Below are 26,178 nucleotides of genomic sequence, written 5' to 3'. Positions count from 1 at the left end.
CACGGTGAGACTACTGCCAAAGGAGCTTGGCACGCCAGATGAAATATTGGAACGATATGGGATCGAACGGTCAACTTAGCACACGTTCTTTCTTTTTTTCCCTGGGCTTATGTCAAAACCCCAGTTATTTTGAAACTTCAAGAAGGAATTTTGTCTCCCGTGTAGAACTCCCTACTTTTGGAACGGACCCAAGGGGAGAAAGGATGATGGTTGGGTGAAGGCCCTGCTTGTACTAAAGGATGGAACGGTTTATACAGGCTCGGCGAGTGGTACGCGGGGAGTATATGTTGGTGAAGTGGTCGTCAACACGAAGATGGTCGGCTACGATCAAGTGATCACCGATCCTGCCTACTTTGGGCAATTGGTAGTGATGACTTATCCACTCATTGGCAACTATGGCATAAATTTTAATGATCTGGAATCGAAGACCTGCCGTTTGGCAGGTCTTATTTTAGACCGTCGCAGCCGGATTTACAGTAATTGGCGAGCCGAGGAGGATCTCGCCACTTTTCTGGAGGAACAGGGGGTTCCCTTCCTTACGGGCGTTGATACCCGGGCCCTCGCACTGAAACTGCGGGAAACGGGGCCCCAGCTGGGGGCTATCGTCTGTGGTGATATGGATGTGGCGGAGGTGCTAGATCAGCTTAGGACCCAGCCGGTGTCCGCCGGATCGGCCTTAGACGTGACCTGTGCCGAGGCTTATCAGTATGCTCCGGGGATTGGGAACCCTTACCATGTGGTGGTCCTGGATTTGGGCGTGACCAACTCCCAGCTACGGCAGCTTAGGGAGCTGGGACTCCGGGTGACCGTTGTGCCCGCGGGAACCAGTGGTGCGGACATAAGGAGACTTGCGCCCCATGGTGTGTTCCTATCCAGTGGCCCGGGCAGTCCCCAGCAGATTCCGGCAGTGGTCGGTACGGTGCGAGAGCTTCTGCCCTATCTTCCCATCTTCGGGGTGGGATTGGGACATCTGGTGCTGGGCAGTGCCCTGGGGATGGAAACACAACCCCTTACCGTACCCCACCGGGGGGCAAACTATCCGGTGAAGGAGCTCAGCACCGGGAAACTGGCCATTACGGAGCAGAACCATGGTTACGTCCTGGATCAAAAGAGTGTACCACCGGACGTGACCGTTAGCCATGTGAACCTGGTTGATGAGACCATCGAGGGAATTGTCAGTAAAGATTATCAAGCCTTTGGTGTCCAATACACTCCTGTATATATCGAGGGCGACGTTAGTCCGGAATTTCGCAAGTTCTACGCCATGTTAGTCAATAGCGTAGGTGCCCGGGAAGGATGTGACACAAATGCCCAAACGGACTGATTTAAAGAAGATCATGATCATTGGTTCGGGGCCCATTGTCATCGGACAGGCCTGTGAATTTGACTATTCCGGCTCCCAAGCCTGCAAGGCGCTGAAGGAAGAGGGTTACGAAGTAGTACTGGTGAACAGCAATCCAGCTACCATCATGACGGATCCGGTGATGGCGGATCGCACCTACGTGGAGCCCTTGCTAGAGCCGGTGTTGGCAAAGATCATCGAGCGGGAGCGCCCCGACGCGTTACTGCCCACCCTAGGGGGACAAACAGCCCTGAACTTGGCGGTATTCCTGGCGAAATCGGGGGTCTTGGATCGCTACGGGGTGGAGGTCATCGGGGCCAGTCCTGAGACCATCGCCCGGGCGGAGGACCGGGATCTGTTTCGCAAGGCCATGGCGGAAATCGGGGTGAACGTCCCCAAAAGCGGCATTGCCACCAGCGTAGAAGAGGCCTTGGAGATCGCCGAGGAGATCGGTTTTCCCTTAATTCTCCGTCCCGCCTTTACCCTGGGCGGCTCCGGGGGCGGTGTGGTATATAACGTCGAGGAATTGAAGGATTATGCCGCGGTGGCGATCAACACCAGCCCCGTGGGTCAGGTGTTGGTGGAGCAATCGGTGTTGGGTTGGAAGGAGATCGAGTTTGAGGTTATCAGGGACAGCGCCGACAACGTGGTCCTGGTGACGTCCATGGAGAATATCGATCCCATGGGGGTGCATACGGGGGATAGTATCGTGGTGGCCCCGGCCCAGACCCTTTCCGCCCAGGAGTACAACCAGCTGACCGCCCTGTGCCGACGGGTGATCCGTAAGATTGGCATTGAGGCTGGTGGGGCCAACATTCAACTGGGCGTTAACCCTGACACCGGCGAGACGGTGATTATCGAGGTGAACCCCCGGGTGTCTAGAAGCTCCGCCCTGGCATCTAAAGCCACCGGCTACCCTATTGCCTGGGTGGCCACGAAGTTGGCGGTGGGGTACACCCTGGACGAGATCAAGAACGAAGTGACCGGCACCACTTCGGCCTTCCATGAGCCTACTTTGGATTACTGTGTGGTGAAGATGCCCCGGTTCACCTTTGAGAAATTCCCCGAGGCAGAGCGGGTGCTTACCACCTCCATGAAATCTGTGGGTGAGACCATGGCCATCGGCCGCAACTTCAAAGAGGCCCTGCAGAAGGGATTACGGGGTCTGGAGGTGGGCCGGGCTGGCTTTGGCGCCGACGGGAAGGAACTGACGGCAGTAGATGACCGTACCTTGGAAGAGCGGATCCGCACACCCAGTGACGAACGGATCTTTTACGTCAGGGAGGGGCTGCGGCGGGGTATGTCCATCGAAAAACTCTACCAGCTTAGCAAGATCGACCGCTGGTTCCTGGCCAATATGCAGGAGATCGTGGAGATGGAGCGACAGCTTAGGCAGTGGAACAGTTTAGACGAGGTGCCGGTGGATGTCTTAAAAGAAGCGAAGGAGATGGGCTTTTCCGATTTGCAGCTGTCCCACATCTACCGGATGGACGAGCTGAAGGTGCGGGAGCACCGGAAAAAGCAGGGGCTTACCTCGGTCTTCAAACAGGTGGATACCTGTGCGGGCCAGTTTGCAGCCACGAAGCCGTACTTCTACTCCACCTATGGTACCCACGATGAGTCCCGGGCTACGGACCGAAAGAAGGTGATCATCCTCGGTGGTGGCCCCAACCGGATTGGCCAGGGGATCGAATTTGACTACTGCTGTGTCCATGCTTCTTATGCTCTCCGGGAGGAAGGCATCGAAAGCATCATGGTAAACAGCAACCCCGAGACCGTCAGTACCGACTTTGACACTTCGGATCGTTTGTATTTCGAGCCCTTGACCAGAGAAGATGTGCTAGACATCATCGACCGGGAAAAACCCATGGGCGTCATCGTCCAGTTCGGGGGCCAGACCCCCTTGAATCTGGCCAACCCCTTGCTGGAGGCTGGGGTCCCCATTTTGGGTACCAGTCCCGATAGTATCGACCGGGCCGAGGACCGGGAACGCTTTAACGCCCTGTTGGAAAAGTTGAACCTGCGCAAGCCCCCCAATGGGACGGCCACCTCGGTGGAGGAGGCCCGGCGGATTGCGGCCCAGATCGGCTATCCGGTTTTGGTGCGGCCTTCCTACGTCCTAGGTGGGCGGGCCATGCAGATCGTCCACGATGAAGCGGAGTTGGAAAGCTACATGCAAACGGCGGTGGAGGTCTGCCCGGATCACCCGGTGCTCATCGACAAGTTCCTGGAGGATGCCATTGAAATCGACGTGGATGCCATCGCGGACGGAGAGACGGTGGTCATCGGCGGCATCATGGAACACATTGAGGAGGCGGGGATCCATTCCGGGGACAGTGCCTGTGTGTTGCCCTGTATCAGTTTAGCTGAGGAGCTAATTCAAGAGATTGCGGAGATCACAAGGGCCTTGGCCCTGGAGCTTGAGGTCAAGGGCTTGATGAACATCCAGTTTGCGGTGCGAAACGACATTGTCTACGTCCTGGAAGTAAACCCCCGGGCCTCGCGGACGGTGCCCTTCGTTAGCAAAGCCACCGGGGTACCCCTAGCGAAGCTCGCGACGAAGGTGATGATCGGGAAGACCTTGAAGGAGTTGGGCTTCACCCAGGAGGTGCAGATCTCCCACGTGGCGGTGAAGGAGGCGGTGCTGCCCTTCAATCGCTTCCCCGGAGTGGATGCCCTGCTTAGTCCCGAGATGAAATCCACCGGTGAAGTGATGGGGATTGATACTTCCTTTGGAATGGCCTTTGCGAAATCCCAGCTGGCCGCAGGTCAAAGCTTGCCCCAAAAGGGCAAGATCTTCATCAGTGTGAAGAATCAGGATAAGCGCCATGCGGTGATGTTGGCCGGGCGCCTGGTGGACCTGGGCTTTGAACTGGTGGCCACCAAGGGTACGGCCAGTGTCCTGCGACAAAACGACATTGCCGTGGAAGAGGTGCACAAAATCCATGAAGGTCGGCCCCACGTCTTAGACCTGATCAAAAACGGGGAAGTGGGGATGATCATCAACACCACCAGCGGTAAGTTGCCCCGGGTGGACGAACGGCGGATGCGGGCCCTAGCCGTATCCCGAGGAATTCCGTTGGTGACCACCCTACAGGGGGCCCAGGCCTGCTTGCAGGCCATCGAGGCCTTGAGAAAACGGAAATTGACTGTGAAGACCCTGCAGGAGTATCATCAGCTGAAGGGTTGGTAAGACACCACAGGCGCAGGTGGAACCTGCGCCTGTGCTATTTAGGAATAGGTATAGTAACCTTTATGCAAGGAAGCTCAACCGTTAGGCCCCAGCCAGCAGGCCAGACACAGTTTTTCCCTCGGCAGGCCAATGGCCGCCACGAAATCCTCCACTGTATTGTATCTTAGGCTAGTGGCTCCCAGGATGCGGCAGATTTCCTCCTCCGTGCGGTGGGCACCGATGAGTTCCTCCACCGACCGGGTGGAAATGCTATAGATACAGGGGTAATTCAGCTTTGGTGCACCGATCCGTACATGGACTTCCCGGGCCCCCGCGTTTATCAATTCATCCACCCGATGGGCAATCTGGGTGCCCCGGACGATGGAATCATCGCAGAGGACTATCCGTTTGTTTTTCACCGCTTCCTTTACGATGAAGAGCTTGCTGGTGGCGATCCGCTTCCGTTCGGCGGGGGTGGGGGGGATGTAGCTGCGGCCGTGGGCGTACCGGTTGTAGTCGAAGACGATACTGTACGGTACCTGGGAGGCCATGTGGTAACCCAGGGCATGACCTAAGCCGGACATGGGCACGCCCGCCACCACATCGGCCTTGATGTTGCTATCCCGGGCCGCCAGGGCCGAACCGAAATTGTTCCGGGCCTGACTGACGGGGACGCCGTCGATGACCGCATCGATCCGGGCCATGTAGGCATATTCGAAGGCGCAATGGGTGATCCGCTCCGCGGGCTTTTCCCATAGCTTGTTGAACCCGGTGGGTGTAAGCTCGTAGATGGCCCCCGGTTCCACGTCCTGGAATTGTTGGACACCTAGCCAATCCAAGGTCCCCGATTCCGAAGCGGCACAGGTTCCCTCGTCATTGACTCCGATCACCAAGGGTCTGACCCCACGGGGACAACGGGCGGCAAACAATCGACCCTCCTCCGTCAGCAACAAAAGGGAATAGGCCCCTTTGATCTTCTCCGGTAGCCGGGCCAGCCCTTCGACAATATCCTTTCCCTGGATGATCAAGTGGGCGATGATCTCGCCGTCGGTGCCGTAGGCGAAGGCCGAACCGGCCTGGAGTAATTCTTCCTTCAGCTCTTCCGCGTTGTTTACTACGCCGTCGAAGACGATCGCAAAGCGACCTAGGCGGGATTGCAGTACCACCGGCTGTGGTGTGGACAGACTGACGTGGGCCACTCCCACGCGGCCGGGAAAGCGTTCTAATTGGGCCGCGTTGGTATTGGCCGACACCAGCCCTGGGTAATACTCATAGTGAAGTCGGGTGTCGGTGGTGGCAAAACCACAGTATTCCTGGCCCCGGTGTTGAAGTTGGAAAATGCCATCCTGTAGATCCCCGATACAATGATGTTCCCGATAGTTCAGTCCTAATACTCCGCCCAATTGCTGATGCCTCCTGCCGTTGTCATAGTTTAATCATAGATGTTGACAAACCTAGCGTCAAGGGGGACGGAGGATTCAGCATTCTGGCGGCGAATACTAAGGTAGACCACCAGGAGGAGGTAATGGTATGGCTGGAACTGTTATTGCGGCACAATTGTACACCTTGCGTGAGTTTTTGAAGACACCGGAGGACATTGCCCGGACCCTAGAACGGGTGAAGGAGATCGGTTATGGGGCGGTTCAGTTGTCCGGTCTTGGTCCCATAGATCCCGAGGAGTTAGCTAAGCGGCTTCAGGAAAACCAGTTAGTGGCCGCGGCCACCCATGTGAGCTTTGAACGTCTCCAGCAGGAGTTTCAGCAGGTAGTGGACGAACATAAGCTGTGGGGGTGTAAGCATGTGGCGATCGGCAGCATGCCGGGCAAATACCGCAACGGCGCCGAAGGCTACAAGCTTTTTGCCCAGGAGGCCACCGTGGTCGGACGGAAACTAGCGGAGGAGGGCCTCACCTTTAGTTATCACAACCACAGCTTCGAGTTGGAGAAATTCGATGGCCGGCTGGGTTTGGATATTATTCTCGAAGAGAGCGACCCCGAGGTGGTCCTGGCGGAAATTGATACCTACTGGATTCAGCATGGTGGTGGGGATCCCGCGGCCTGGGTTAAAAAGGTCTCGGGTCGGATGCGCATCGTGCACTTGAAGGACATGGCCATCAGCGAGGGCCGTCAGGTTATGGCGGAAGTGGGCGAGGGAAATCTGAACTGGTCAGCTATCCTCCAGGCTTGCAAAGAGGCGGGGGTCTGTTGGTATGCGGTGGAGCAGGATCAGTGTCAACGGGATCCCTTCGAGAGTTTAGCCATCAGCCTGAAGAATCTAAAGGCCATGGGCCTGGAGTAAGAATAAAGGAAGCGCCGCGGCGCTTCCTTTACTCTCTATTTAGCTTTTCCAAGGGTCGCACATGCCCGAAACGGCGGGCAGGGCCGTTAACCGGTGCAGCCCAACGCACGGCATTGGTGATTACCTTCTGAACCTCAGGCTGGTAGAAAATTGGAAAGGTTTCGTGTCCGGGGCGGAAATAGAAGATCTTACCGCTGCCCCGGTAATAGCAGCAACCGCTGCGGAAGACCTCTCCGCCTTCAAACCAACTGATGAAGATCAGGCTGTCGGGTTCCGGGATGTCGAAGAACTCACCATAGGTCTCGGTGTGGGGGATCTCGAAGTAAGGACCAAGGCCTTCCACGATGGGGTGTCCCGGATTGACCACCCATAACCGCTCCTTATCCCCATCTTCCCGCCAGAGCAGATCACAGGAGGTCCCCATCAGTTTCTTGAAGGGCTTTGAAAAGTGGCCTGAGTGCAGGGCGATAAAACCCATCCCCTCCAGTACCCGGTTGCAGACCTTCTCCACCACTTCGTCGGCTACGAGATGATGGCCGGCATGGCCCCACCAGATGAGCACATCGGTATTCGCCAGTACTTCATCGGTCAGCCCGTGCTCCGGTTCTTCTAAAGTTGCCGTCCTGACTTCCATATCGGCATGGGTGCGTAGATGCGCAGCGATCGCACCGTGGATCCCCTCGGGATAGACCTCGGCTACCTTGGGGTTTCTCTTTTCGTGCAAATACTCGTGCCAGACAGTCACACGGATTTTGCTGGTCATTGCTTAGCCTCCTTTGGAACTTTGTAACCGGTTCCAGGCCCGGCAGAAGCTCCCTTGTTTACAATGAAATTACTTCTGTTGTGAGGGAAAGATTCCTTCCCAACTGCGCAAAACCCAAGGAGGAGAATCCCCAGGAAATGCCGAATAACGGTAACTGAAAGTCAAGGACCGGTAAGAATCGCTTTTGTTGGTACTGTGCCTCAGCCCAAAGTCCACAAGAAGGACGTGATCACCTTGCGGAAGCTCCTAAGGATGTACTGTTGGTCATTGTTACTCCTTGTTATGGCTTGTTCCGCCACGGTCAAGGTGGCCGCCGAGGCCTATCCCGTGGAATACATCATGATTCTGCGCGACGGGAAGAATTTTATCCCTGTGGCCAGCTGCGGTCCTTTCCTTGTCGGAGTGCTGGACGCTCATTTTCAGCAGGAGATTGGTACTACGTTGAAGGAGAAAGCCACCGGTGTGTTTTATATCCTCGATCTGTGGGCGGTGAATATCGGGGAGGCGCCCGCCACCTTGTACTCACCCCGGGTGCAGTTGGTGGACAGTACCGGGCGGCGGTATGCAATGTCGGAGACGGGCACCCTTACCTCTAGTCTGAGTAGCAGTGACGAATACAGCCATATCATGCTCTTTTTGGAACTCACGCCCAACATTCAGTACATCATTCGGCTGGTCTTCGACGTGGAGCCGGACTTTGATCCCCAGGGGGCAAAGCTGGGAATTGCTCCCGGAGAATGGGGTTCTGCGGAGGAGTACCATTACATTTGGGCAAGGAAAATGTCCCCCGAGGACTTCCTCTAAGAAAGCTCTTCATTTTTGCCGTTGTCGTCGATACTCCAGGGGAGATACGCCTGTGGACTTTTTGAACACGCGGCTGAAATAGGAGGGGTCTTTGTAGCCTAGCTTAAAGGCGATCTCCGTAATGCTCTCCTGGGATTCGCGCAACAGGTCGATGGCCTTGTTGATCCGGATGGCGGTCAGGTATTGGATCGGGGTCTGACCGGTGGCGATCTTGAAGATCCTGCTGAAGTAGACGGGGTTGACGTGGATGACTTTGGCCATATCCTCCAGGGTAATCTGGTGGTGGTAGTTGCTCATCAGGTATTCGATCACCTGTTCCACCTGGTCCGCCCGTTGGGGAGCAAGGCGGGTATGCTGCCAGTAGTCGATTTCGTAAAGGATGTTCAGGGCGATACTGCGACACTTGGCGCGGTAATTGTGCCGACCCGCCACCCAATGTTGGACCAGGCGGTGGAAGAGGTACTGCAGTTGCTTGAAATTGGCAGGCTGGCTAAAGCGGGGTAGCTCCAAGTGCCCCGGTTTGCGGTCCGGGAGGGAATAGATCCGGAAGTTGAAGGCATAGCAATGCATGGGATCTTCAAGGCAGGTCCAAGCGGCATGTTCCTCTCCCGCGAGCACACAGACCAGATCCCCCTGGCCCACCTGTCGCACTTCTCCCTGGTAGTCGAACCAGGCGGTTCCACCCAAGAAGAGGAGAAAATTGCATTCGTCCTTGAGAACCCGTTTGGGGATGTGCCACTGGGAAAACAAGCGACAATCCCGATCCACGGCATAGGTCACTTCGGGGATGATGCCATCGAGTTCTGCCATATGGACACGAAGGTTGCCCCGTGGGGCCGCCTCCTCTTCCTACCCCCTTCAGCATAATTCCTCGCTTTGTACACCTTTGAAGGTTGCGTTCACTAAACTACATTCTTGCAAACCCGCTGGTTTCCTTCTTCGGGGACGCTCAGGAAGAAGGAGTATAGGGTAGAATATCGGGTGTAGTGCAGGGCAGGGCGAGGTGAGTGGGCACACATGCTTACTGAATGCTTCCTTTGTACTTGCCTTAAGTTACCGATTCTGGTAGGATGTAAAGTGATTCTAGTGGGTTACTTAGAAAGGAACCAGATTCCCATTGGGCAGTCGATCGTGGCGGCAATCGCTGAGCAAACTCCTACAACGAAGAAAGAGAGTCAGTCCGGGATGGCTACTGGCGATCTATGGCGATGAATGGCAGTCCTCTTGGGCCCTTTGCCACAGCAACTGCCTTTCCGATGTGCACAAGGGGGCTGGACCTGCCTGTGATGCTCGCACAATGCCACCGCAGGAATTCACTTCGCAGATTGACCCTTTGCTAAAGCAAATTCAGCAACAACTGGGTGAGGAACAGCCAAGGTCTATCGGGTTGTGTATGCCGGATAGTTCCCGACGGATTCTGGAGCGCCGCATCGGGCAGCTTTGGCCCCAGGCTGAGGTGTTAGATATCAGTGAGGCGGAGCGGTTGATCGATCCGGAAGAGCTGCCCGAAGGGATCGTCCTCTGGGCGGATCTGCGGGCCTTTGCCGTGGGCCGCCGTCAAGATGGGTATACCTGGATCTGTGGGGACTGGCCGGTGCCCTTGGGCAGTGGTGGTTCCCTGTATGAAGTGGCTTTGCTCACAGTGGGTAGTATCTTGGAGATTCGGGACGGTCGTCAAAAACCGTCCATGCTCCGCGGTTCGTTGTTGGAGGTTTTGGGTTTTCGCGACTTGGATGAACTGCTCACCTGGCTGTACACCGGCTACAGGAAGGATACGGGGCGGTTAGAGAAGATCATTAGTCTGCTTTCGGCGGCGGCCGCCAGCGGAGATCCTTTAGCCGTTCGTCTGGTCAATGTGGTAGGGAATAACCTAGGGGCTTGTGTCACCGCCTGCCTGGAGCAGCTGGGGCTTACCCAGCGGGAGACCGTGGTCAAGGTGGGCGGCCGGGTCATGGGTCTGCATCGCATTGTCCCCGCGATTATGAACCGTGTGCAGTACGCGAACGAGCAAATTATCTTCGAATCCTTTGAGAACACCGATGCCGCAGGACAAACCCTGCGTGCTCTCCGGGCCAAAAAGGAGATCGAAGAAACCAGTTAATCCCCGATACTTACGGTGACAATCCTCTTTCGGTGGTGGCGACCATCTGAAGTCAACTTTGTTTCCTCACAAGTATTCTAATCTCCGAAGAAAATAACCAAATCTGGAGGGGTTGGACTTGAGCGGTCCAGTACAGGATTGGGATCACGCTTGGCAACAGTCAGCGGAGGAACTACAACCGGTGGTGCAGAGGGAGTTTGGCCATCTGTTCCTTCCCGGTGAAAAGACGACCTACGTCGCTGGAACGGACTTGGATCTCGATGGGAAGTATAGGACGCGATTAATCGTTCTCACCAGTAATCGCCTACTGGTGCTTGACCCCATGGCGCACAAGATAGAAAACAGTGTGGACCTGGTGACGATAGCCGATGCGGAAATTGAGCATTTTGTCGGAAATGCCATGGTTTACCTTAGGAGCGCGGACACCAGGCAGAGAATTGCCCGTTGTTCCCTTAGTGCTTTGCCCGGTGTCATGGAATTGGTGGAGCAGCTAAAGGAGACGCTGGGAGCGATCCCCGGGGAAACGCCAGGAAGGCCTGTGGCCCTGGATGCCAATCGTTGTCCCGTGTGTGGGTCACTGAAAAGACGGGGAGTATGCCCCCGCTGTCTGGATAAAGGCCGACTGATGAAGCGGTTACTCCGGTATCTGAAACCCTACGTACCCGTTGCGATAATCTCCTTCCTTTTGTTGGTGGCCGGTGGTATCCTGTCCATGGCCCCACCCTACCTTACAGGACGTCTAGTGGATGAGGTCTTAATTGTGAAAGATCTGGGGCGGCTGAAGACCTTGGTGGCCCTTCTGGCCCTGGTCCATGCCACCAACGCCCTAATTAGCGGTATCCATTCATATATGATCAGCTGGCTGGGGCAGTCGGTGGTCCGCGATTTGCGCACCGAGACCTACCAGCATCTGCAGTTCCTAGGCTTGCGGTTCTACGACACGGTGCGTACCGGTTCCATCATGTCCAGGACCACCAGCGACACCCAAAACCTACAGGGGTTCATTGTCCAAAGTGTGCAGAAGGTAGTCTTCAATGCCATCATGGTGGTGGGCGTGGGCGCGATCATGTTCCGGTACGATTGGAAGCTGGCCTTAATCACCCTGCTGCCGATGCCCTTATTAGTCTTGGCCTCCAACCTGTTTGCCCAAAAGATCTCCAAGGTGTACCGGCGGATCTGGGTGCGCAGGGCCCTGATGAACTCGGTGCTAGCCGATGCCATCCCCGGGGTGAAAATCGTCAAGTCCTTTGTGCAGGAACAGCGGGAAGTGGCCAAGTTCACCCGTCGCAGTGATGAGCTGTTTGATCGCCATCTGGAAGCGGCCCGGTTCCGCAGTGTCTTTTCCCCTCTGCTGGGGTTAGCCACCGCACTGGGTGTTGTGGCCATCTGGGGCCTTGGCGGGTACTTCGTCATTACCAGCGGGCAGCTGACAGTGGGGGGCCTTGTGGCCTTCTTGTACTACGTGAACCAATTTTATGGTCCCTTGCGGGAATTGGCGGGCTTTAGCGATGTGATTCAGGAGGCGGCCACCGCGGCGGAACGGGTCTTTGAGATTCTGGACACGGAACCGGAGCGGACACCGGAGCGTAGAGGTATCGTTCTTCGGGAACTGCGGGGAGAGATTCGCTTCGAAAACGTCTATTTTGAGTACGAAGTGGGAGAGCCGGTGCTAGAGGGGATCAACCTGCAGATTGAACCGGGTGAGATGATTGGACTGGTGGGACCTAGCGGCGGAGGCAAGACTACCCTGGTGAACCTGATCCCGCGGTTGTATGATGTAACCGCCGGTGCCATCTATATTGACGGTCATGATATCCGGGACATCGATCTAGGTTCCCTCCGTAGTCATATTGGCATGGTGCCCCAGGAACCCTTGCTGTTCCACGGGACCATCGCGGAGAATATTGCCTATGGAGTTCCCGATGCCACGGAAGAAGAGATCATTGCCGCGGCCATTGCCGCCAATGCCCATGATTTTATCATGGAGTGTCCTGACGGTTACGACACCCAGACCGGGGAGCGGGGACTGCGCCTGTCCGGAGGACAAAAGCAAAGGATCTCCATTGCCCGGGCGATCCTCAAGGATCCTAAGATCCTTATCCTTGATGAAGCTACCTCGGCGGTGGATACGGAAACGGAGCGCTTGATCCAAGAGGCCATCAACCGCCTCATCGCCAATCGGACGACCATTGCCATTGCCCACCGGCTGTCGACTTTGCAGAATGCGGATCGGTTGGTGGTGGTGGACCAAGGCCGCATTGTGGAAGTGGGTACTCACCAGGAGCTGTTGGAAAAGGACGGTCTGTTTGCCCGGCTGGTCCGGATGCAATCGGATATCATTCAATATACCGCGTAGTAGGGGGGCTTGGGGATGGACCAAGAACGGAGAGTCTTGGAAGATGTGTGGTTCGAAGAAAACGAGGGTTTACAGTTGGTTTGTTGGACCGGAAAAGACTGTCTCGGTCCGGTAGTGGTGAAACGCCCTTTTCCTCTTAAGGGCCCCCGGGAGCTTATTGTGGTGTCTTCGGTGGAAGGGAAGTTTTTGGGCTTGATTAAGGACTACCGGCGGCTAGATCCCGGGTCCGTGGCTTTAGTGGAGAGCCACCTGGACCGTCAACACTATATGCCCGAGATCGTGGGGATTAAAAGCATTGGGGAAGAGGGCGGAGTGTGGATCTGGAAGACCATCACCGATCGGGGGGAGCGAGACTTCGTGGTGCGTAGTCGCCGCCGGGATGTGACCTGGCTTTCGGATCACCATTTGGTGGTGCGGGATGCCGACGGGAATAAGTATGAGATCAGGGATTTGCGCAAGCTCGATGAGAAGAGTCGGGATAAGATTGAGCTAGAAGTGTAGCAGGGTGGTTGGAAGAGCAAAGATGAAAAAGCGGGGTTCTAAGACCAGCAGCTTCGGAGTGAAGAGTCGGGAAAGCCATGACGCTTCGAAGTTCTACGAGCGGAATCTGTATCATGACTTGGCGGAAGAGAAGGTCTGGGATGGGACGGAAGTACCTGTGCGGGAAGTGAATGTGGTCTATACGAAGGACAGCCGGTGTATGGACGAGCTTCCCGACAATAGCGTTCATCTGATGATCACCTCACCGCCTTACAACGTGGGCAAAGAATACGATGAGGACCTGTCTTTGGACGAGTACCGTCAACTGTTGAGGGATGTCTTCGCGGAAACCTACAGGAAGCTGGTCCCGGGGGGACGGGCCTGCATTAATGTGGCCAACGTAGGCAGAAAACCCTATATTCCCTTGCATGCCTACATCATTCAGGATATGCTGGATATTGGGTACTTGATGCGGGGAGAGATCATCTGGGATAAGGAGGCCAGTGCCGGCGCCTCCTGTGCCTGGGGAAGTTGGCAGTCCGCTTCCAATCCCACTTTGCGCGATGTCCACGAGTATATCCTCGTCTTTAGCAAGGGGCAATACAAAAGGAACAAGGGTGACAAGGAAGATACCATCGAACGGGATCAGTTTCTGGAGTATACCTTAAGCATTTGGCGGTTCCCCACGGTTTCCGCCAGGCAAATTGGACATCCGGCCCCCTTTCCCTTGGAGCTCCCGGCTCGTTTGATTCAGCTTTACAGCTTTGCCGGGGATATTGTGCTGGACCCCTTCTGCGGCAGTGGACAAACCTGTATCGCCGCCTTGGAAGCGGGCCGGTACTACATCGGCTATGATATTTCACCGGAGTACACAAAGCTTGCGAAAGAACGCATTGCTTTGCATCTTCGGCAACGGAACCAAAGGACCCTTTGGGACGATTGACGAAAAGGTAGATTTTTGGTGATAGGGAGTGTGTAGATTACTGTGTCGGAAGGTAGAGGGCGTCTTGGACGTTTAAGGGAACTGATGGAAAGCAGGGGCATCGATCTTGTGATCGTGACCTACGGACCGAACCTTTATTATTTCACCAATACCGGAATGGACGCCAGCCTGTGTTTGGGAAAGGACGATCCGGAACCGACGGTCTTGGTGCGCAGGGGTCTTAAGCGGGTCTTGGAAGAATCCCGTTGGCGGAACATCAAGGAATACAAAAGCTACAGCCAGATCCCGGAAATCTTGAAGCTGGGGACCACGCGGCTGACGGTGGGTTTGGAGCTAGATGTGATGCCCTATCTGGTGGCGGAGAAATTCCACAAGATCTTCCCCGATGGCCAGATCGTGGATATTGGCCACGATTTACGGATGATTAGAGCCGTCAAATCCCCGGCCGAAGTAGAGCTTCTCAAAGAGGCGGCCAAACAGGTGGCGGGGGTGCCTCGCTTTGCCGTAGAAGTCTTGGAACAGGAACCGGGTCTTACGGAGTTGGAGCTTTCGGCTAGGATCGAGGGCTATCTGCGGTCCCAGGGCCATCAGGGCCTGGTGCGGATGCAAGGGTACAACAATGAAGTGGCCTTTGGGACTGCTATTGCGGGTCAGTCAGCTTTGCGTACCTCCCGGATGGACTCACCCCATGGCGGGCCGGGGGCATACAATTGTATTGCTTACGGGTCCAGCAAGGCCTCCATCCAGCCGGGCGATCCCATATTGTTAGATTACCTAGGCGGTTATGAGGGATATGTGGTGGATCAAAGTCGAGTTATTACCCTGGGGTCACCGAAACCCGGAATTGAGGAGGCCTATGGGGCGATGCTCCAGGTGCAGGAAGTGATCCTCCAAAGCTTAAGGCCCGGGACAAAGTGTTCCGAGGTTTACCGCCGGGCCCTAGAGGAAGTCACCCGGCTCGGCTACCGGGATTATTTCATGGGGATCGGTAAGGACCAAGTGAGTTTTGTGGGGCACGGAGTGGGATTGGAGTTAAATGAATACCCGGTCCTCACCAGCCGCTTTGAGGCACCCGTTGTCCCGGGGATGGTGCTGGCGGTGGAGCCGAAGGTGATTTTACCGGAATTGGGGATCGTCGGGATCGAGAATACGGTGTTGGTGACGGAAGAAGGATGCGAGATCCTGACCACTGCTTCCGAGGAGATACTAAGGGCCAAGGTGTGAACCTTGGCCCTTGGGTTACATGATCCCCAACAAAAACCTTGCGGTTTCAAAATAGAGGATGAGTCCCGTAACGTCGATCAACGTGGTGATGAAGGGACCGGCCATCACCGCCGGGTCAAGCCGAAGCATCTTGGCCACGAGGGGGAGCAACAATCCCACCAAATTGGCAAAAAGCACGATAACTCCTAAGGACAGCCCAATAACTAAACTCAGCATTAGGTCTTGGCCGGAGAAAAGATAACTCCGGAGGAAAGCGATGGCGGCTAGGATCGTGCCCATGAAGGCGCCAGTGGCTAGCTCTTGACCGAACAAGCGCATGATACTATGCTGATCCAGGCTGCCCAAAGCAATTCCCCGGATGGTCAAGGTGGCGGATTGGGTGCCGGTGTTACCCCCGGTATCCATGAGGAGGGGGATGAAAAAGGCTAAGGCCACCGCAGATTCCAACGCGAAGGAATACCGTTGCATAATACCACTGGTCAAGCTCTGCAGAAGAATGAGGACGATAAGCCAGCCGAGGCGTTTTCTCACCCGCCCGACAAATCCCTCTTGGAAGTAGTCTCTCCCCGCGGAGGTGACACCGCCCATGCGGTGGATGTCTTCGGTGCTTTCCTGCTCTACCACATCCAAGATGTCGTCATGGGTAATGATCCCCACTAATCGGTTTTCCCTGTCCACCACGGGCAGGGCACTTAAGCCGTAATCGGTCATCAAGCGGGCCGCCTGTTCCTGGTCGGTGTCGGTGGTGACGCTGATCACTTTGCGATGCATGATTTCTCCCACCGCAGCCTGCAGGGGAGCTAGGATCAGTTCCCGTAAGGTGATGACGCCCACTAACTCCCGGCCATTGGAGATCACGTAGCAGTTGTAGATTGTCTCCGTGTTCGGCGCAGTAAGGCGGATGTGCTCCAGGGCTTCTTCCACCGTCTGATGTTCTTTCAGATCCACGAATTCCGTGGTCATCAAGCGGCCGGCACTTTCTTCGGCATAGCCCAAAAGCTGATTGGCAATGTTACGCTGTTCCGGTGACAGCAAAGACAGATAATGTTTCGTGACCTTGGCCGGCAACTCCTCCAAAAGGTCGGTACGATCATCCGGAGACATCTCATTCAACAGGTCCGCCACCTGCTGGTTGGTCATGGATTTCAGCAAGCTGGTCCGTTCCTCTTGCTCCATAAACTCAAAGACTTCGATGGCAAAGTCCTTGGGTAATAGGCGGAAGGTCAAAGCCTTGGCCGGTTGCTCCATGAGGGCAAGGAGATCAGCCACCTTCCTGGGGTGCTGCTCCTGCAGTAGGCTGCGAACGGCTTCGTATTTGCGCTCAAAGAGCAGCTGATTAATCCGTTGCATCATGTCCAGTTCCATGTTGGGCACCTCCCAAAGATAAGTACGGAGGTCTCAGAAGTGAGTTGCGAAAGACCTCCATGCAGTTTCTAGACGGGTCAGGGTCCATCTACAACTCACCTCCTTAAGCCCATTGTTTGAAGGGTTGGTAATCTGTATACGTAGATGACCATCCCGTTTCATTATAGAGCTAAACGGTGGAAAGCACAATTCCGCAAAGGGTTTGGGCTTCATCCAGGAGCAGGAATCGCTCCGATGGTGGCGAAAATACACTGAAGGGACAAATTCCAGATCAAAGGAAGTGAGTCAGATGGGCATAAGGATTGTAAAAAGGGAGTACGCCGGTTGGCCCAATTGTTTAGAACTTTCCAACGGTGCCCTGGAGCTGGTGGTGACCACCGATGTGGGTCCCAGAGTCATCCACCTTGGCCTGCCCGGTGGCCCTAACGAATTTGCCGTCAAGGCCGACCAGGCGGGCAAGACGCGGCAAAAGGAATGGTGTATCTTCGGTGGACATCGGTTTTGGCACAGTCCCGAGTATTTAAACCGTACTTATTACCCCGACAGTGAGCCGGTGCAATATCGGGAGTTGGACACGGGAGTCATCCTAACCCAGAATGTGGAGACCAACACCCAGGTGCGCAAGGAGCTGGAAATCACTTTGGACCCTGACGCCCCACGGGTGACGGTGGTGCATCGGATGACCAATATGGGTGTCTGGGAGATCGAACTGGCCCCCTGGGCCCTCTCGGTGATGGATGTGGGTGGCGTGGCCATCGTTCCCCAGCCGACCAAGGCCCATCCCGAAGGGTTGCTACCCAACCGCACCTTGACCTTGTGGCCCTACACCAATATGCAGGACCCCCGGGTGCTGTGGGGTGAGAAGTATATCCTGCTCAAGCAGGATCCCGCGGTGACCGATCCCTTCAAGCTGGGGATTTCCGCCAATGATGGCTGGACCGCCTATGCCAACAACAACCATCTGTTCGTGAAGCTCTTCGATTACTACGAGGGCGAACCCTATCCCGACGGTGGCAGTTCGGTGGAGATGTACACCTGTGATTGGATGCTGGAACTGGAGACCCTAGGTTCCTTGACTTTACTAGCTCCCGATGAAACGGTAGAATATGTGGAAGAATGGATCTTGCTGGACGGCGTTGCTAAACCTGAAACGGAAGCCGACGTGGAAGAGCAGATCGTGCCTTTGGTGGCTAAATTACAAGAAGAATAGGTGTAGTTAATTGGTTAGTCTGTGGCAAATCATGTCAACCTTTATGAAAGTAGGTGGTTTCACCCTCGGTGGCGGTTATGCCATGTTGCCGATGATTGAACGGGAGGTCATTGACCGCCGGGGCTGGGTAGAACGGCAGGAAGTCCTGGACATCTATGCCATGGCCCAATCGATGCCCGGAGCCATCGCCATCAACTCGGCGATGTTCATCGGGTACCGACTAAGGGGAATTCCCGGTGCTGTTGCCGCAGCAATTGGCATGATTACACCGTCTTTCCTAGTCATTTTGTTGATCGCGCAGGGCTTTTCCCGAGTGCAGGACAATCCCATCGTGGTAAAGCTAATGCGTGGAGCCGGGGCTGGGGTGGTGGCTTTAATCTTCTATGCGGCGTGGTCTGTAGCCCGCCGTTCTGTGAAGAAGCGACTGGATTTAGCGATTGGGCTCCTGGCCTTTGTGGCGGTGGCTTTCAATTTGCTCTCGGCCATCATGGTGATTATCCTCGCTGCCCTGTATGGGGTTGCCTCTTGGTGGTACGCCCATAGATTACACAGGGACGCTGGATCAAAGGAACTGGGAAGGGAGGCAAAAAAAGCCGATGATTGAGCTTCTTTTGCTTCTCGGTGGAGCGTTTTTTCAGATTGGTTTGTTCACCATCGGTGGTGGCTACGCCATGCTGCCTCTCATCCAACAGGCGACGGCCCGTCACGGATGGCTTACCGCCAGCGAGTTTACGGATATCCTTGCTATCTCAGAAATGACCCCGGGTCCCATTGCTATCAATGCAGCTACCTTTGTGGGGTATCGGGTGGCGGGGGGTTGGGGTTCGGCGGTGGCGACAATATCGGTGGCCTTACCTTCATTGATCCTTGTGATCATAATCTCGAAGTTCTTGTCGCGATTTCGTTCGAACGCGGTGGTGGATGCGATCTTCAAGATTCTGCGTCCTACGGTGGTGGGGCTCATTGCCGCTGCAGCTTTCCTCCTGGGAACAAGCACTCTGTTTCCGGGTTGGCACGCGGATTTCAAGGCCATTGGGATTGCTTTAGTCGTGGGATTTGGCCTTTTTAAGTTCAAAATACATCCCATCTGGGCTCTGTTGGCAGCGGGCCTGATGGGTGTCCTGTTGTTTTAACAACAAAACTGGTGAGAGAAGGAGTATAGGTATGGATTGGATTCAAGGAAAAAAGATCTGGTTCAACGGCAAGTTCGTCGATTGGCAAGATGCCACCATCAACGTACTTAGCCACGTGGTGCACTATGGCTCTAGTGTGTTTGAAGGTCTGCGCTGTTATTCCACGCCCCAGGGACCTGCGATCTTCCGCTTACAGGATCATACCAGGCGGATGTACGACTCCTGTAAGATTTACCGCATGGAAATCCCCTATACCCAGGAAGAATTTAACGAAGCGATCATCGAGACGGTGCGCGTTAACAATCTGGATGCTTGTTACATCCGTCCCGTGGTTTTCCGGGGTTTCCATCAGTTGGGCGTAAATCCCCTCACTTGTCCTGTGGAGTGCGCGGTGGCAGCTTGGGAGTGGGGGACCTACGTCGGTGAGGAGGCCCTGGAACAGGGGGCCGATGTGTGTACCGCCACATGGAGCCGGACCCGGCCCAATACCCTTCCGGCCCTGGCGAAAGCGGGGGGCAACTATCTGAATTCGCAGCTCATCAAAATGGAAGCCATCGCCAATGGCTACGATGAGGGCATTGCCCTTGACCAAAATGGGCTGATCAGCGAAGGTAGTGGGGAGAATCTTTTCGTTGTAAGGGATGGCGTTCTTTACACTACACCCCGCAGTGCCTCGATCCTCAGTGGGATCACCCGGGACAGCATCATGGTGTTAGCCAAAGACATGGGCTATAAGGTGGTAGAGGAGAACCTCCCGCGGGAAATGCTCTACATCGCCGATGAGGTCTTCTTCACCGGTACTGCCGCGGAGATTACACCGATCCGTAGTGTTGACCGGATCCAGGTGGGAGGCGGCAGGCGCGGTCCCATCACCGAGAAGCTCCAAAAGGCCTTCTTTGATCTGGTCTATGGTCGGACGGAAGACCGTTACGGGTGGTTGACTTACGTTAAGAAGTAAGTACACTTCTGCCTAAGGCCCCAGCCGGGGTCTTAGGCAGAAGCTGTCTTCTTCGTTCCCTTTTTGGTGGAAATCTAGAGTTTTTTCTTTTCGATAGTTCGGAAGCCTTGTCAGAATCGAAAGGGCGTGTTATAATAAACCTACGTTGCGCCCGTAGCTCAGCTGGATAGAGTGTCTGACTACGAATCAGAAGGTCGCAGGTTCGAGTCCTGCCGGGCGCACCATTCTAAACCCTTGTTATACAAGGGTCTTTTTTTTTGCCCATTTTAGGTTGGGGGAAATCGGGTTCCGGCAATCCAACGGGGTTTGAGTTGATACGCGGTCAAGGGGATATCCGTGGGAAGACCGATGTGGTTTTAGAGTGAGGCCTAAGCTACCCTAACAGCAATTGCGGGGCAGGCGCATGTTTTCGGATCAGACTCTCGTGTCTTCCGGTGACAATCGACGCTTTTCCCCTTAACCAGTGGAATAGCACTTGGTTCCCGTGCAAGAAGAGAAGAACTGGGGCCCTGCCACAGATCGCAATAGAAATAACATCAATGCAACGGCGAGCTGTACCAGATCGCTCATGTCATTGAAGCGTATGCGCTGGGTTTACCGATCACCTACTACACTGTATCGCAGCTGGAAGGCGATCAAGATTTCTTCTCTTGCCAATGAAAAGCTAGTCCTGGTTCCTGTCCAGTTGTCATGTATCTGGGGGGGCGAGCTATCTAGTGCCAACCGGCTGTTTTTCAGTCCGTAATTGTGGCAAGATCCTTCAGGATTCGATATTCCTTTGATTACAGCAGGGAAGGGGACCTCCTTTGTGGAAGTGAGACACTAGCGTGGCCTAATCCGAGATAGCTGTTTTGTCTAACCGGGAATAACAAATCAGCAGGTGATGATTGAGGGGAATCATTACTTTCTCCCTTTGCTAACCCTGGTGGTGGACACTGGGAATCCCTTATACGATTTTCATGTATAAAAGCGATGCGGGGTTCTTGTTTGGCCCGGAGTCCAGAGGGGGTCCGGTATGTTCTCCGTTGGAGATGCTTTTTTCTTTGTGTCACCTGCATTCTGGCCTTATATTTCCCCATCACCCTACATAGGTTACACTAGGCCCCCGGTGATGCATTGGCCAAATGTTTTAGAAAAGACTGCTTGAAAAAATGCATGGGAGGTGGTGATAGGCTCTTACGCATATGTATTGAAGACCACTGCTGGACGTGACCATGGAGGAAAACCTAAACTGTCCCAATGGGGTAGTGACATTGCCTAGAAAGGAGTGCTTCGATGCGCAGCCTTTTGTGCAAAGTACCTCTGCTGGCGTTTGTCTGCATCCTTTTGTGTAGCAGTCTGACGATGGGTGCACCGGTATTCTACGAAGATTTCGACGGCTTTACCCCACAACACTTTCTGCAACCGGTAAAGGGACGCAATCAAGACGGCACTGTGGTCAGTGTTGCCAGGGATGGGTATCCCTTTGGTCCTGCGGCAATCCAAGTGGACTATGTCTTCAGCGGGGCGGGGGGAAGTCAGTGGGTGGAACTGGAATGGGCGCGACATGTGGATTTGGACTTCTCCGGCGAAAAGATGATTTTGCGGATGTGGATCAAGGGAGCGGGGCAAAACCATTTTACCCGGGGGAACATCCGCTTTGCCGATGCCACGGGAGAAGTGTTCCAGTATCGCTTTGGAGAAATGGGCGAGGTGCTCAATGGGGCTGAGTGGCGGCAATTTCAGATGGAATTGGATCTGAACAGTCCCGAAGGTTCTTGGGGGGGCAACGCCGATGGAGTGCTGGACTATCCCCTGCGCTTTTGGGGACTGACCTTCAATGCCACCACAACTTCTGCCACCGGTACCTTCTATCTTGGTCCCATTGAACTGGTGGAGGTAAGGGAACAGGAGGTGACCCATTTGTCTTTATCGTTAACGGTGCCGGATCCCCACGGTATCATTGCACCGCATACTCCCATCGTGTGTTCGGCGGAAGTCTATGCTTCGTTGTGGACCTTGACCGATAACCGGCGTTTGCAAGCGGTGGAAGAAGACTTTGCAGGCGAACTGCGCTGGTGGGCTGTGGATTTCGATGGCAACCAACTGGCTCGGGGGCAGGAGCAACTACACTTGGCCCCAGGGGACCGGGTTACCGTGGATATTTCTCTGGGGGCACAGCAGACGGGAATTATCTACCTCCATGGAGAACTGGTGGATGCCTGGGGTAATGTGTGCCAAAGGGCGGAGCAGCGCATCGCCATCATGAAGCCCCTTGAGGGACCCTTTGATTCTCCTTCCTTTATTTTCGCCGTTGCAGCCCATTTGGGTCGACGGGATCCGGCGGATATTCAAAGGGAAGTGGAACTGATCAGGCGGGTTGGTTTTTCCGCAGTCCGTTTCGATCTGACCTGGGATAAGGTGCAGCCAACACCGGAAGTGTTTAATTGGGAGCTTTACGACTATATTTTCGCTACCCTGCGGGAAAACGGGATCACGCCGTTACCCATTTTGTGCTATTCTACGCGATGGGCCAGCACAGGAGATGTACACAGTGACGACTGGAATGAGTGGCACAAAGCACCGCCCCAGGTGGACGCCTTTGTCCGTTTTGCCAGGGAAGCGGTGGCTAGGTATAAGGACTATACACGCTATTGGGAGATTTGGAATGAACCGGATATTGGTTTTTGGCGAGGTACTGTGGAACAGTATGCGGAGCTTTTCAACGCCACAATTGCCGCAATCCACGGGGAGGATCCCCAGGCATTGGTGTTGAATGGGGGCTTTTCCGAAACAAAGCGCCGCCCGGATTTTATCCCCCAGTTTACACTGCTTGCGGATCCACCACCGGATATCTACGCCTTCCACTCCCATAATGAGTTTACAAACCTTCTCCAGGCGGCCCAGGATACTGCCGGCTATATGGAAGCAGCAGGATGGCTAGATATACCTGTCTGGCTCAATGAGGCCGGCTACTCTACGTGGGCTGGGCGCACAGAGCGGCAACAGGCCAGTGAACTGGTGAAAAAGATCAGTTACAGCATGGCTTTGGGTTACCAGGCCTATGTGCTGTATGATTTGCTGAACGACGGGGAGAATCCCGAGGAACTAGAGCATAACTTCGGGATCGTGCGTTGGGACTTTTCCCCCAAGGCCGCGGTGGTGGCGGTACGGACCTTGATGGAACAGCTGAGTGACAAGGAGTTCCTGCGGACCTTAGATTTTGGTAATCCGGAGATATTTGCTTTGCTTTTTGGTAACGAAGGGGAACAGACGTTGGTGATCTGGAAGCAAAAGGGCGATAGTGTCCTGCGAAGGATCAAAACCAACGCCAACGAGGTTCAATATGTGGATCTGATGGGACGCCGTCAGCCAGCGATGCTGATGTCTGGGGGTGTTTATGTACAGATCAAGTCCGAACCGCAATCTGTGGTCTTCAAAGGTGAAGACATCCAGTTGAGCCTGGACTGATGGTGGGCAGATTAATTGCCGAAAGAGACAACAGGTGTACCGCCTTGAAAGGCTGGCCCTTTCCAGGGCGGTACTTACTAATACTCAGTGGTTTTCCTAACAAGGGGTATTGCTCGGAAAAGCTCGAAATATATCACATAGTTTGTCTAATCTCGGGAATTGGCCAGTTGCCTTATTGCTTGACGGGGTGGTTTTCGGTACAATGATAGTAATCCAGCTTCTATGTAACAAAATATTCCAGTTTGATACCTACGCCTCTTAAAGATGTTGGCCTATGATGAGCTGTTGCAGCCCAGTGAACCTCACGTTGACATATCCTTCTTTTCCGGGTATATATAAGACCATTTTGACTGACCAGGGGATGGTGGTGGATAGTAGGATGAGTTGGGATGGTCTTCAGAGTACATTGCTATACATGTCTTTAGGATTTTGACCTGCTGGCTTAGAATGGCCGTGATTCGATACCCGTGGGATAGACCGTTTCCGCGGCTATCCTTCCTTCGCAAAGGAGTGACCGGATTGTTGGCCCTCAGACTCCTAGTCCTGATTTTGCTCCTAGTGATCCCCTTGCCGATCAACATTGGACTGGCCTACGAAGGTGAGTTCTTTTGGGATGAGGTCCTTGATGTCCATGGTAGCGTGATGCTCCTGATTGAAACGGAAACGGGAAGGATTGTAAAAGCAAATCAAGCGGCCAGCGCCTTTTACGGCTACTCCCTCGAAGAACTGGTGGGCATGGGTATCGATGAGATCAACCAGCTGCCTCCAGACCAGATAGAAAGGGAACGGCAAGACGCCGCAGCCCAAGAGCGAAACTACTTTATCTTTCCCCACCGTCTGAAGGATGGTACGGTGCGGACGGTGGAGGTCTATTCCTATCCTGTGGACCCCGAAGGCCGTTATCTTTTCTCTATTATCCACGACATCACTGCCCGAATTGAAGCAGAAACAACCCTGGTGGATTACAACCAACGTCTAAAGCGGGCCGAGGATATCAGCGGGATTGGCCACTGGGAGTTTCACTTGACAGAAAACCGGGTGGTGGCTTCCGAGGGGGCAAAGCGGATTTACGGTTTGGGTGACGAGGAGTGGACCATCACTGCGGTTCAAACCATCCCCCTGCCCCCGTATCGTGAAATGTTAGATCTTGCCCTGGCCAATCTGATTGAAAAGGGAGAGCCCTACGACGTTGAATTCCGGATCCGGCGTCCCAGTGACGGCGCAATCGTGGATATCCGCTCCATCGCTGAGTATGACCCCGAAAGGGAAGTGGTCTTCGGTACTGTGATGGACGTCACCCAGTACCATCAGTTGGTTCGGGTGGCCGAGACCCAACGAAATGAGATCATCGTGGTGATCGCGTTGCTCCTGCTGGTCAGTATCGGAGGGATTGTGATCTTGGCCAGGCACCTGCGATTGCGCAAAAGAAGCGAAGAACAGCTGGCCCAGTCCCTAGATGCCCTAAGGGAGCGGGAACGACAGCTGGCGAACCTGATGAACAACCTGCCGGGGATGGCGTACCGGTGTCGCAATGATCCCCACTGGACAATGCTTTTTGTTAGTGATGGGGTGAAGGAGCTCCTTGGCTATGAGCCCGAGGACCTGATCGGCAACAGCAGGGTCGCATACAACGATCTTATCCTGCCCAGTTATCACACCCAGATTTGGAACGCTTGGCAACAAGTGCTCAAAGACAAAAGGACCCTCACCCTGGAATACGAAGTCCGTACCGCCTCGGGAGAGATTAAATGGGTCTGGGAGCAGGGCAACGGGGTCTACGATGAGAATGGGGAATTACGCTTTCTGGAAGGCTTGATTATGGACATCACTGAGTTGAAGAAGACAGAGGCGGCCCTGCGGCGGCGGGAACAGGATTTAGAAGTGACCCTGCAGTCCATTGGTGATGCGGTGATTACCACCGATACCCACGGCCGCATTACCCGCATGAATCCCATCGCGGAAAGACTCACTGGGTGGTCCTCGGAGGAAGCTCAGGGACGGCCCCTTAACGATGTGTTTAGGATCATCAGCACCATCACCAGACAGGTCCATCCTGACCCTGTGTCCCAGATCCTGCGCACCGGCCGGGTGGTGGGATTGGCCAATCACACCAGCCTGATCGCCCGGGATGGGATCGAATACCAAATTGCCGACAGTGCGGCGCCTATTGTGGATTTGGATGGGCGGATCCTGGGGGTTGTGCTGGTTTTCCATGATGTCACCGAGATCTACCAACAACGGGCGGCCTTGGCGCAGCAGGAAAGACAATTCCGGGAGCTGTTCCAGAATTCCATCAGTGCCATTTCGGTGTTCCGGTTAGTCTATGATGAGGCAGGTAACCCGGAGGATTGTGTGTTCTTGCGGGTGAACGCCGCCTTTGAGAAGTATACCGGATTGCGACCCGATGATGTGATAGGTAGACGGGTGACGGAGATCCTTCCCGACTTTCGCGAAACAGGGTTGCTTGGGATTAGCGACGAGGTATTGCGTACCGGGAAGCCAAGAACCATAGAAATGTATTTTGCCCCCCTACAGCGATACTACTACGTCAGTCTTTATTCAACATCCGATGATCAGTT

The 26,178-nt window shown here is 54.7% G+C and carries 19 protein-coding genes and 1 tRNA gene; 16 read left to right on the top strand and 4 right to left on the bottom strand.

Features of this window, described 5'->3' with window-relative positions; translation table 11 throughout:
• The first annotated feature begins 214 nt into the window (after positions 1–214).
• A complete protein-coding gene (gene carA, locus GXX57_09570; GenBank protein HHV44895.1) occupies positions 215–1,324 on the top strand; it encodes a glutamine-hydrolyzing carbamoyl-phosphate synthase small subunit in 1,110 nt (369 codons plus the stop codon).
• Positions 1,308–4,535: a carbamoyl-phosphate synthase large subunit gene (carB, locus tag GXX57_09565; GenBank protein HHV44894.1), complete on the top strand. Its 3,228-nt coding sequence runs from the start codon at positions 1,308–1,310 to the stop codon at positions 4,533–4,535. Before carA ends, carB begins: the two co-directional genes overlap by 17 nt.
• A gap of 74 nt (positions 4,536–4,609) precedes the next feature.
• Here carB and GXX57_09560 read toward each other — a convergent pair whose 3' ends face one another.
• Positions 4,610–5,917: an amidophosphoribosyltransferase gene (locus GXX57_09560; protein ID HHV44893.1), complete on the bottom strand. Its 1,308-nt coding sequence runs from the start codon at positions 5,915–5,917 to the stop codon at positions 4,610–4,612.
• A gap of 127 nt (positions 5,918–6,044) precedes the next feature.
• Between GXX57_09560 and GXX57_09555 the strand changes: the two genes are divergently transcribed.
• Positions 6,045–6,812: a sugar phosphate isomerase/epimerase gene (locus GXX57_09555; protein ID HHV44892.1), complete on the top strand. Its 768-nt coding sequence runs from the start codon at positions 6,045–6,047 to the stop codon at positions 6,810–6,812.
• A gap of 28 nt (positions 6,813–6,840) precedes the next feature.
• Here GXX57_09555 and GXX57_09550 read toward each other — a convergent pair whose 3' ends face one another.
• Complete coding sequence (locus GXX57_09550; protein ID HHV44891.1) at positions 6,841–7,575, bottom strand: trehalose utilization protein ThuA; 735 nt, start codon at positions 7,573–7,575, stop codon at positions 6,841–6,843.
• Positions 7,576–7,770: 195 nt separating this feature from the next.
• On the opposite strand from GXX57_09550, the gene GXX57_09545 reads away from it, so the two are divergent.
• A complete protein-coding gene (locus tag GXX57_09545) occupies positions 7,771–8,379 on the top strand; it encodes a hypothetical protein (protein HHV44890.1) in 609 nt (202 codons plus the stop codon).
• Positions 8,380–8,388: 9 nt separating this feature from the next.
• On the opposite strand, the gene GXX57_09540 is transcribed toward GXX57_09545, so the two are convergent.
• Positions 8,389–9,189 carry a helix-turn-helix transcriptional regulator gene (locus tag GXX57_09540; protein ID HHV44889.1) on the bottom strand — a complete coding sequence of 267 codons (801 nt, stop codon included), beginning with the start codon at positions 9,187–9,189 and terminating at the stop codon, positions 8,389–8,391.
• Between the two features lie 523 nt (positions 9,190–9,712).
• On the opposite strand from GXX57_09540, the gene GXX57_09535 reads away from it, so the two are divergent.
• From GXX57_09535 to GXX57_09515, 5 genes are all read left to right on the top strand, one after another.
• Positions 9,713–10,480 (top strand): hypothetical protein, encoded by a 768-nt coding sequence (locus GXX57_09535; protein ID HHV44888.1) that lies wholly within the window; start codon positions 9,713–9,715, stop codon positions 10,478–10,480.
• Between the two features lie 118 nt (positions 10,481–10,598).
• A complete protein-coding gene (locus tag GXX57_09530) occupies positions 10,599–12,836 on the top strand; it encodes an ABC transporter ATP-binding protein (protein HHV44887.1) in 2,238 nt (745 codons plus the stop codon).
• 15 nt (positions 12,837–12,851) lie between these two features.
• Positions 12,852–13,337 (top strand): DUF1854 domain-containing protein, encoded by a 486-nt coding sequence (locus tag GXX57_09525; GenBank protein HHV44886.1) that lies wholly within the window; start codon positions 12,852–12,854, stop codon positions 13,335–13,337.
• A 22-nt stretch (positions 13,338–13,359) separates the two neighbouring features.
• Entirely contained in the window at positions 13,360–14,259 is a 900-nt protein-coding gene (locus GXX57_09520; GenBank protein ID HHV44885.1) for a site-specific DNA-methyltransferase, read from the top strand.
• A gap of 84 nt (positions 14,260–14,343) precedes the next feature.
• Positions 14,344–15,483: an aminopeptidase P family protein gene (locus GXX57_09515; GenBank protein ID HHV44884.1), complete on the top strand. Its 1,140-nt coding sequence runs from the start codon at positions 14,344–14,346 to the stop codon at positions 15,481–15,483.
• Positions 15,484–15,498: 15 nt separating this feature from the next.
• Here GXX57_09515 and mgtE read toward each other — a convergent pair whose 3' ends face one another.
• Positions 15,499–16,848 (bottom strand): magnesium transporter, encoded by a 1,350-nt coding sequence (gene mgtE / locus GXX57_09510; GenBank protein HHV44883.1) that lies wholly within the window; start codon positions 16,846–16,848, stop codon positions 15,499–15,501.
• Positions 16,849–17,137: 289 nt separating this feature from the next.
• Between mgtE and GXX57_09505 the strand changes: the two genes are divergently transcribed.
• The 7 genes from GXX57_09505 to GXX57_09475 all read left to right on the top strand — a co-directional run.
• Complete coding sequence (locus GXX57_09505) at positions 17,138–18,058, top strand: hypothetical protein (GenBank protein HHV44882.1); 921 nt, start codon at positions 17,138–17,140, stop codon at positions 18,056–18,058.
• Between the two features lie 43 nt (positions 18,059–18,101).
• On the top strand, positions 18,102–18,662 hold the full coding sequence (locus GXX57_09500) for a chromate transporter (GenBank protein ID HHV44881.1): 561 nt from the start codon (positions 18,102–18,104) through the stop codon (positions 18,660–18,662).
• Entirely contained in the window at positions 18,655–19,191 is a 537-nt protein-coding gene (locus GXX57_09495; GenBank protein ID HHV44880.1) for a chromate transporter, read from the top strand. Before GXX57_09500 ends, GXX57_09495 begins: the two co-directional genes overlap by 8 nt.
• A 31-nt stretch (positions 19,192–19,222) precedes the next feature.
• Positions 19,223–20,149, top strand: a complete 927-nt coding sequence (locus GXX57_09490) for a branched-chain amino acid transaminase (GenBank protein HHV44879.1) — start codon at positions 19,223–19,225, stop codon at positions 20,147–20,149.
• Between the two features lie 147 nt (positions 20,150–20,296).
• A tRNA-Arg gene (locus tag GXX57_09485) sits at positions 20,297–20,373 on the top strand.
• A gap of 1,051 nt (positions 20,374–21,424) precedes the next feature.
• The gene (locus GXX57_09480) at positions 21,425–23,599 is read left to right on the top strand and encodes a family 1 glycosylhydrolase (GenBank protein ID HHV44878.1); all 2,175 of its coding nucleotides are present in this window, start codon (positions 21,425–21,427) and stop codon (positions 23,597–23,599) included.
• 522 nt (positions 23,600–24,121) lie between these two features.
• On the top strand, positions 24,122–26,178 hold a 2,057-nt coding region (locus GXX57_09475), incomplete at its 3' end, for a PAS domain S-box protein (GenBank protein HHV44877.1).

It is taken from the genome of Bacillota bacterium, from assembly GCA_012839765.1.
In the GTDB taxonomy this organism is placed as follows: Bacteria; Bacillota; Limnochordia; order DUMW01; family DUMW01; genus DUMW01.
The sequence above is the reverse complement of the archived record's forward strand: the minus strand, read 5'-3'. Positions and strand labels throughout refer to the sequence as shown.

Bases quoted from the DNA above. Each gene is read 5' to 3' on its own strand.
- GXX57_09505 (HHV44882.1), top strand. From the start codon at position 17,138: ATGGGCATAAGGATTGTAAAAAGGGAGTACGCCGGTTGGCCCAATTGT.
- carB (HHV44894.1), top strand. From the start codon at position 1,308: ATGCCCAAACGGACTGATTTAAAGAAGATCATGATCATTGGTTCGGGG.
- GXX57_09500 (HHV44881.1), top strand. From the start codon at position 18,102: ATGAAAGTAGGTGGTTTCACCCTCGGTGGCGGTTATGCCATGTTGCCG.
- GXX57_09480 (HHV44878.1), top strand. From the start codon at position 21,425: ATGCGCAGCCTTTTGTGCAAAGTACCTCTGCTGGCGTTTGTCTGCATC.
- GXX57_09495 (HHV44880.1), top strand. From the start codon at position 18,655: ATGATTGAGCTTCTTTTGCTTCTCGGTGGAGCGTTTTTTCAGATTGGT.
- GXX57_09490 (HHV44879.1), top strand. From the start codon at position 19,223: ATGGATTGGATTCAAGGAAAAAAGATCTGGTTCAACGGCAAGTTCGTC.
- GXX57_09555 (HHV44892.1), top strand. From the start codon at position 6,045: ATGGCTGGAACTGTTATTGCGGCACAATTGTACACCTTGCGTGAGTTT.
- GXX57_09540 (HHV44889.1), bottom strand. From the start codon at position 9,189: ATGGCAGAACTCGATGGCATCATCCCCGAAGTGACCTATGCCGTGGAT.
- GXX57_09525 (HHV44886.1), top strand. From the start codon at position 12,852: ATGGACCAAGAACGGAGAGTCTTGGAAGATGTGTGGTTCGAAGAAAAC.
- GXX57_09515 (HHV44884.1), top strand. From the start codon at position 14,344: ATGGAAAGCAGGGGCATCGATCTTGTGATCGTGACCTACGGACCGAAC.
- mgtE (HHV44883.1), bottom strand. From the start codon at position 16,848: ATGGAACTGGACATGATGCAACGGATTAATCAGCTGCTCTTTGAGCGC.
- GXX57_09520 (HHV44885.1), top strand. From the start codon at position 13,360: ATGAAAAAGCGGGGTTCTAAGACCAGCAGCTTCGGAGTGAAGAGTCGG.
- GXX57_09550 (HHV44891.1), bottom strand. From the start codon at position 7,575: ATGACCAGCAAAATCCGTGTGACTGTCTGGCACGAGTATTTGCACGAA.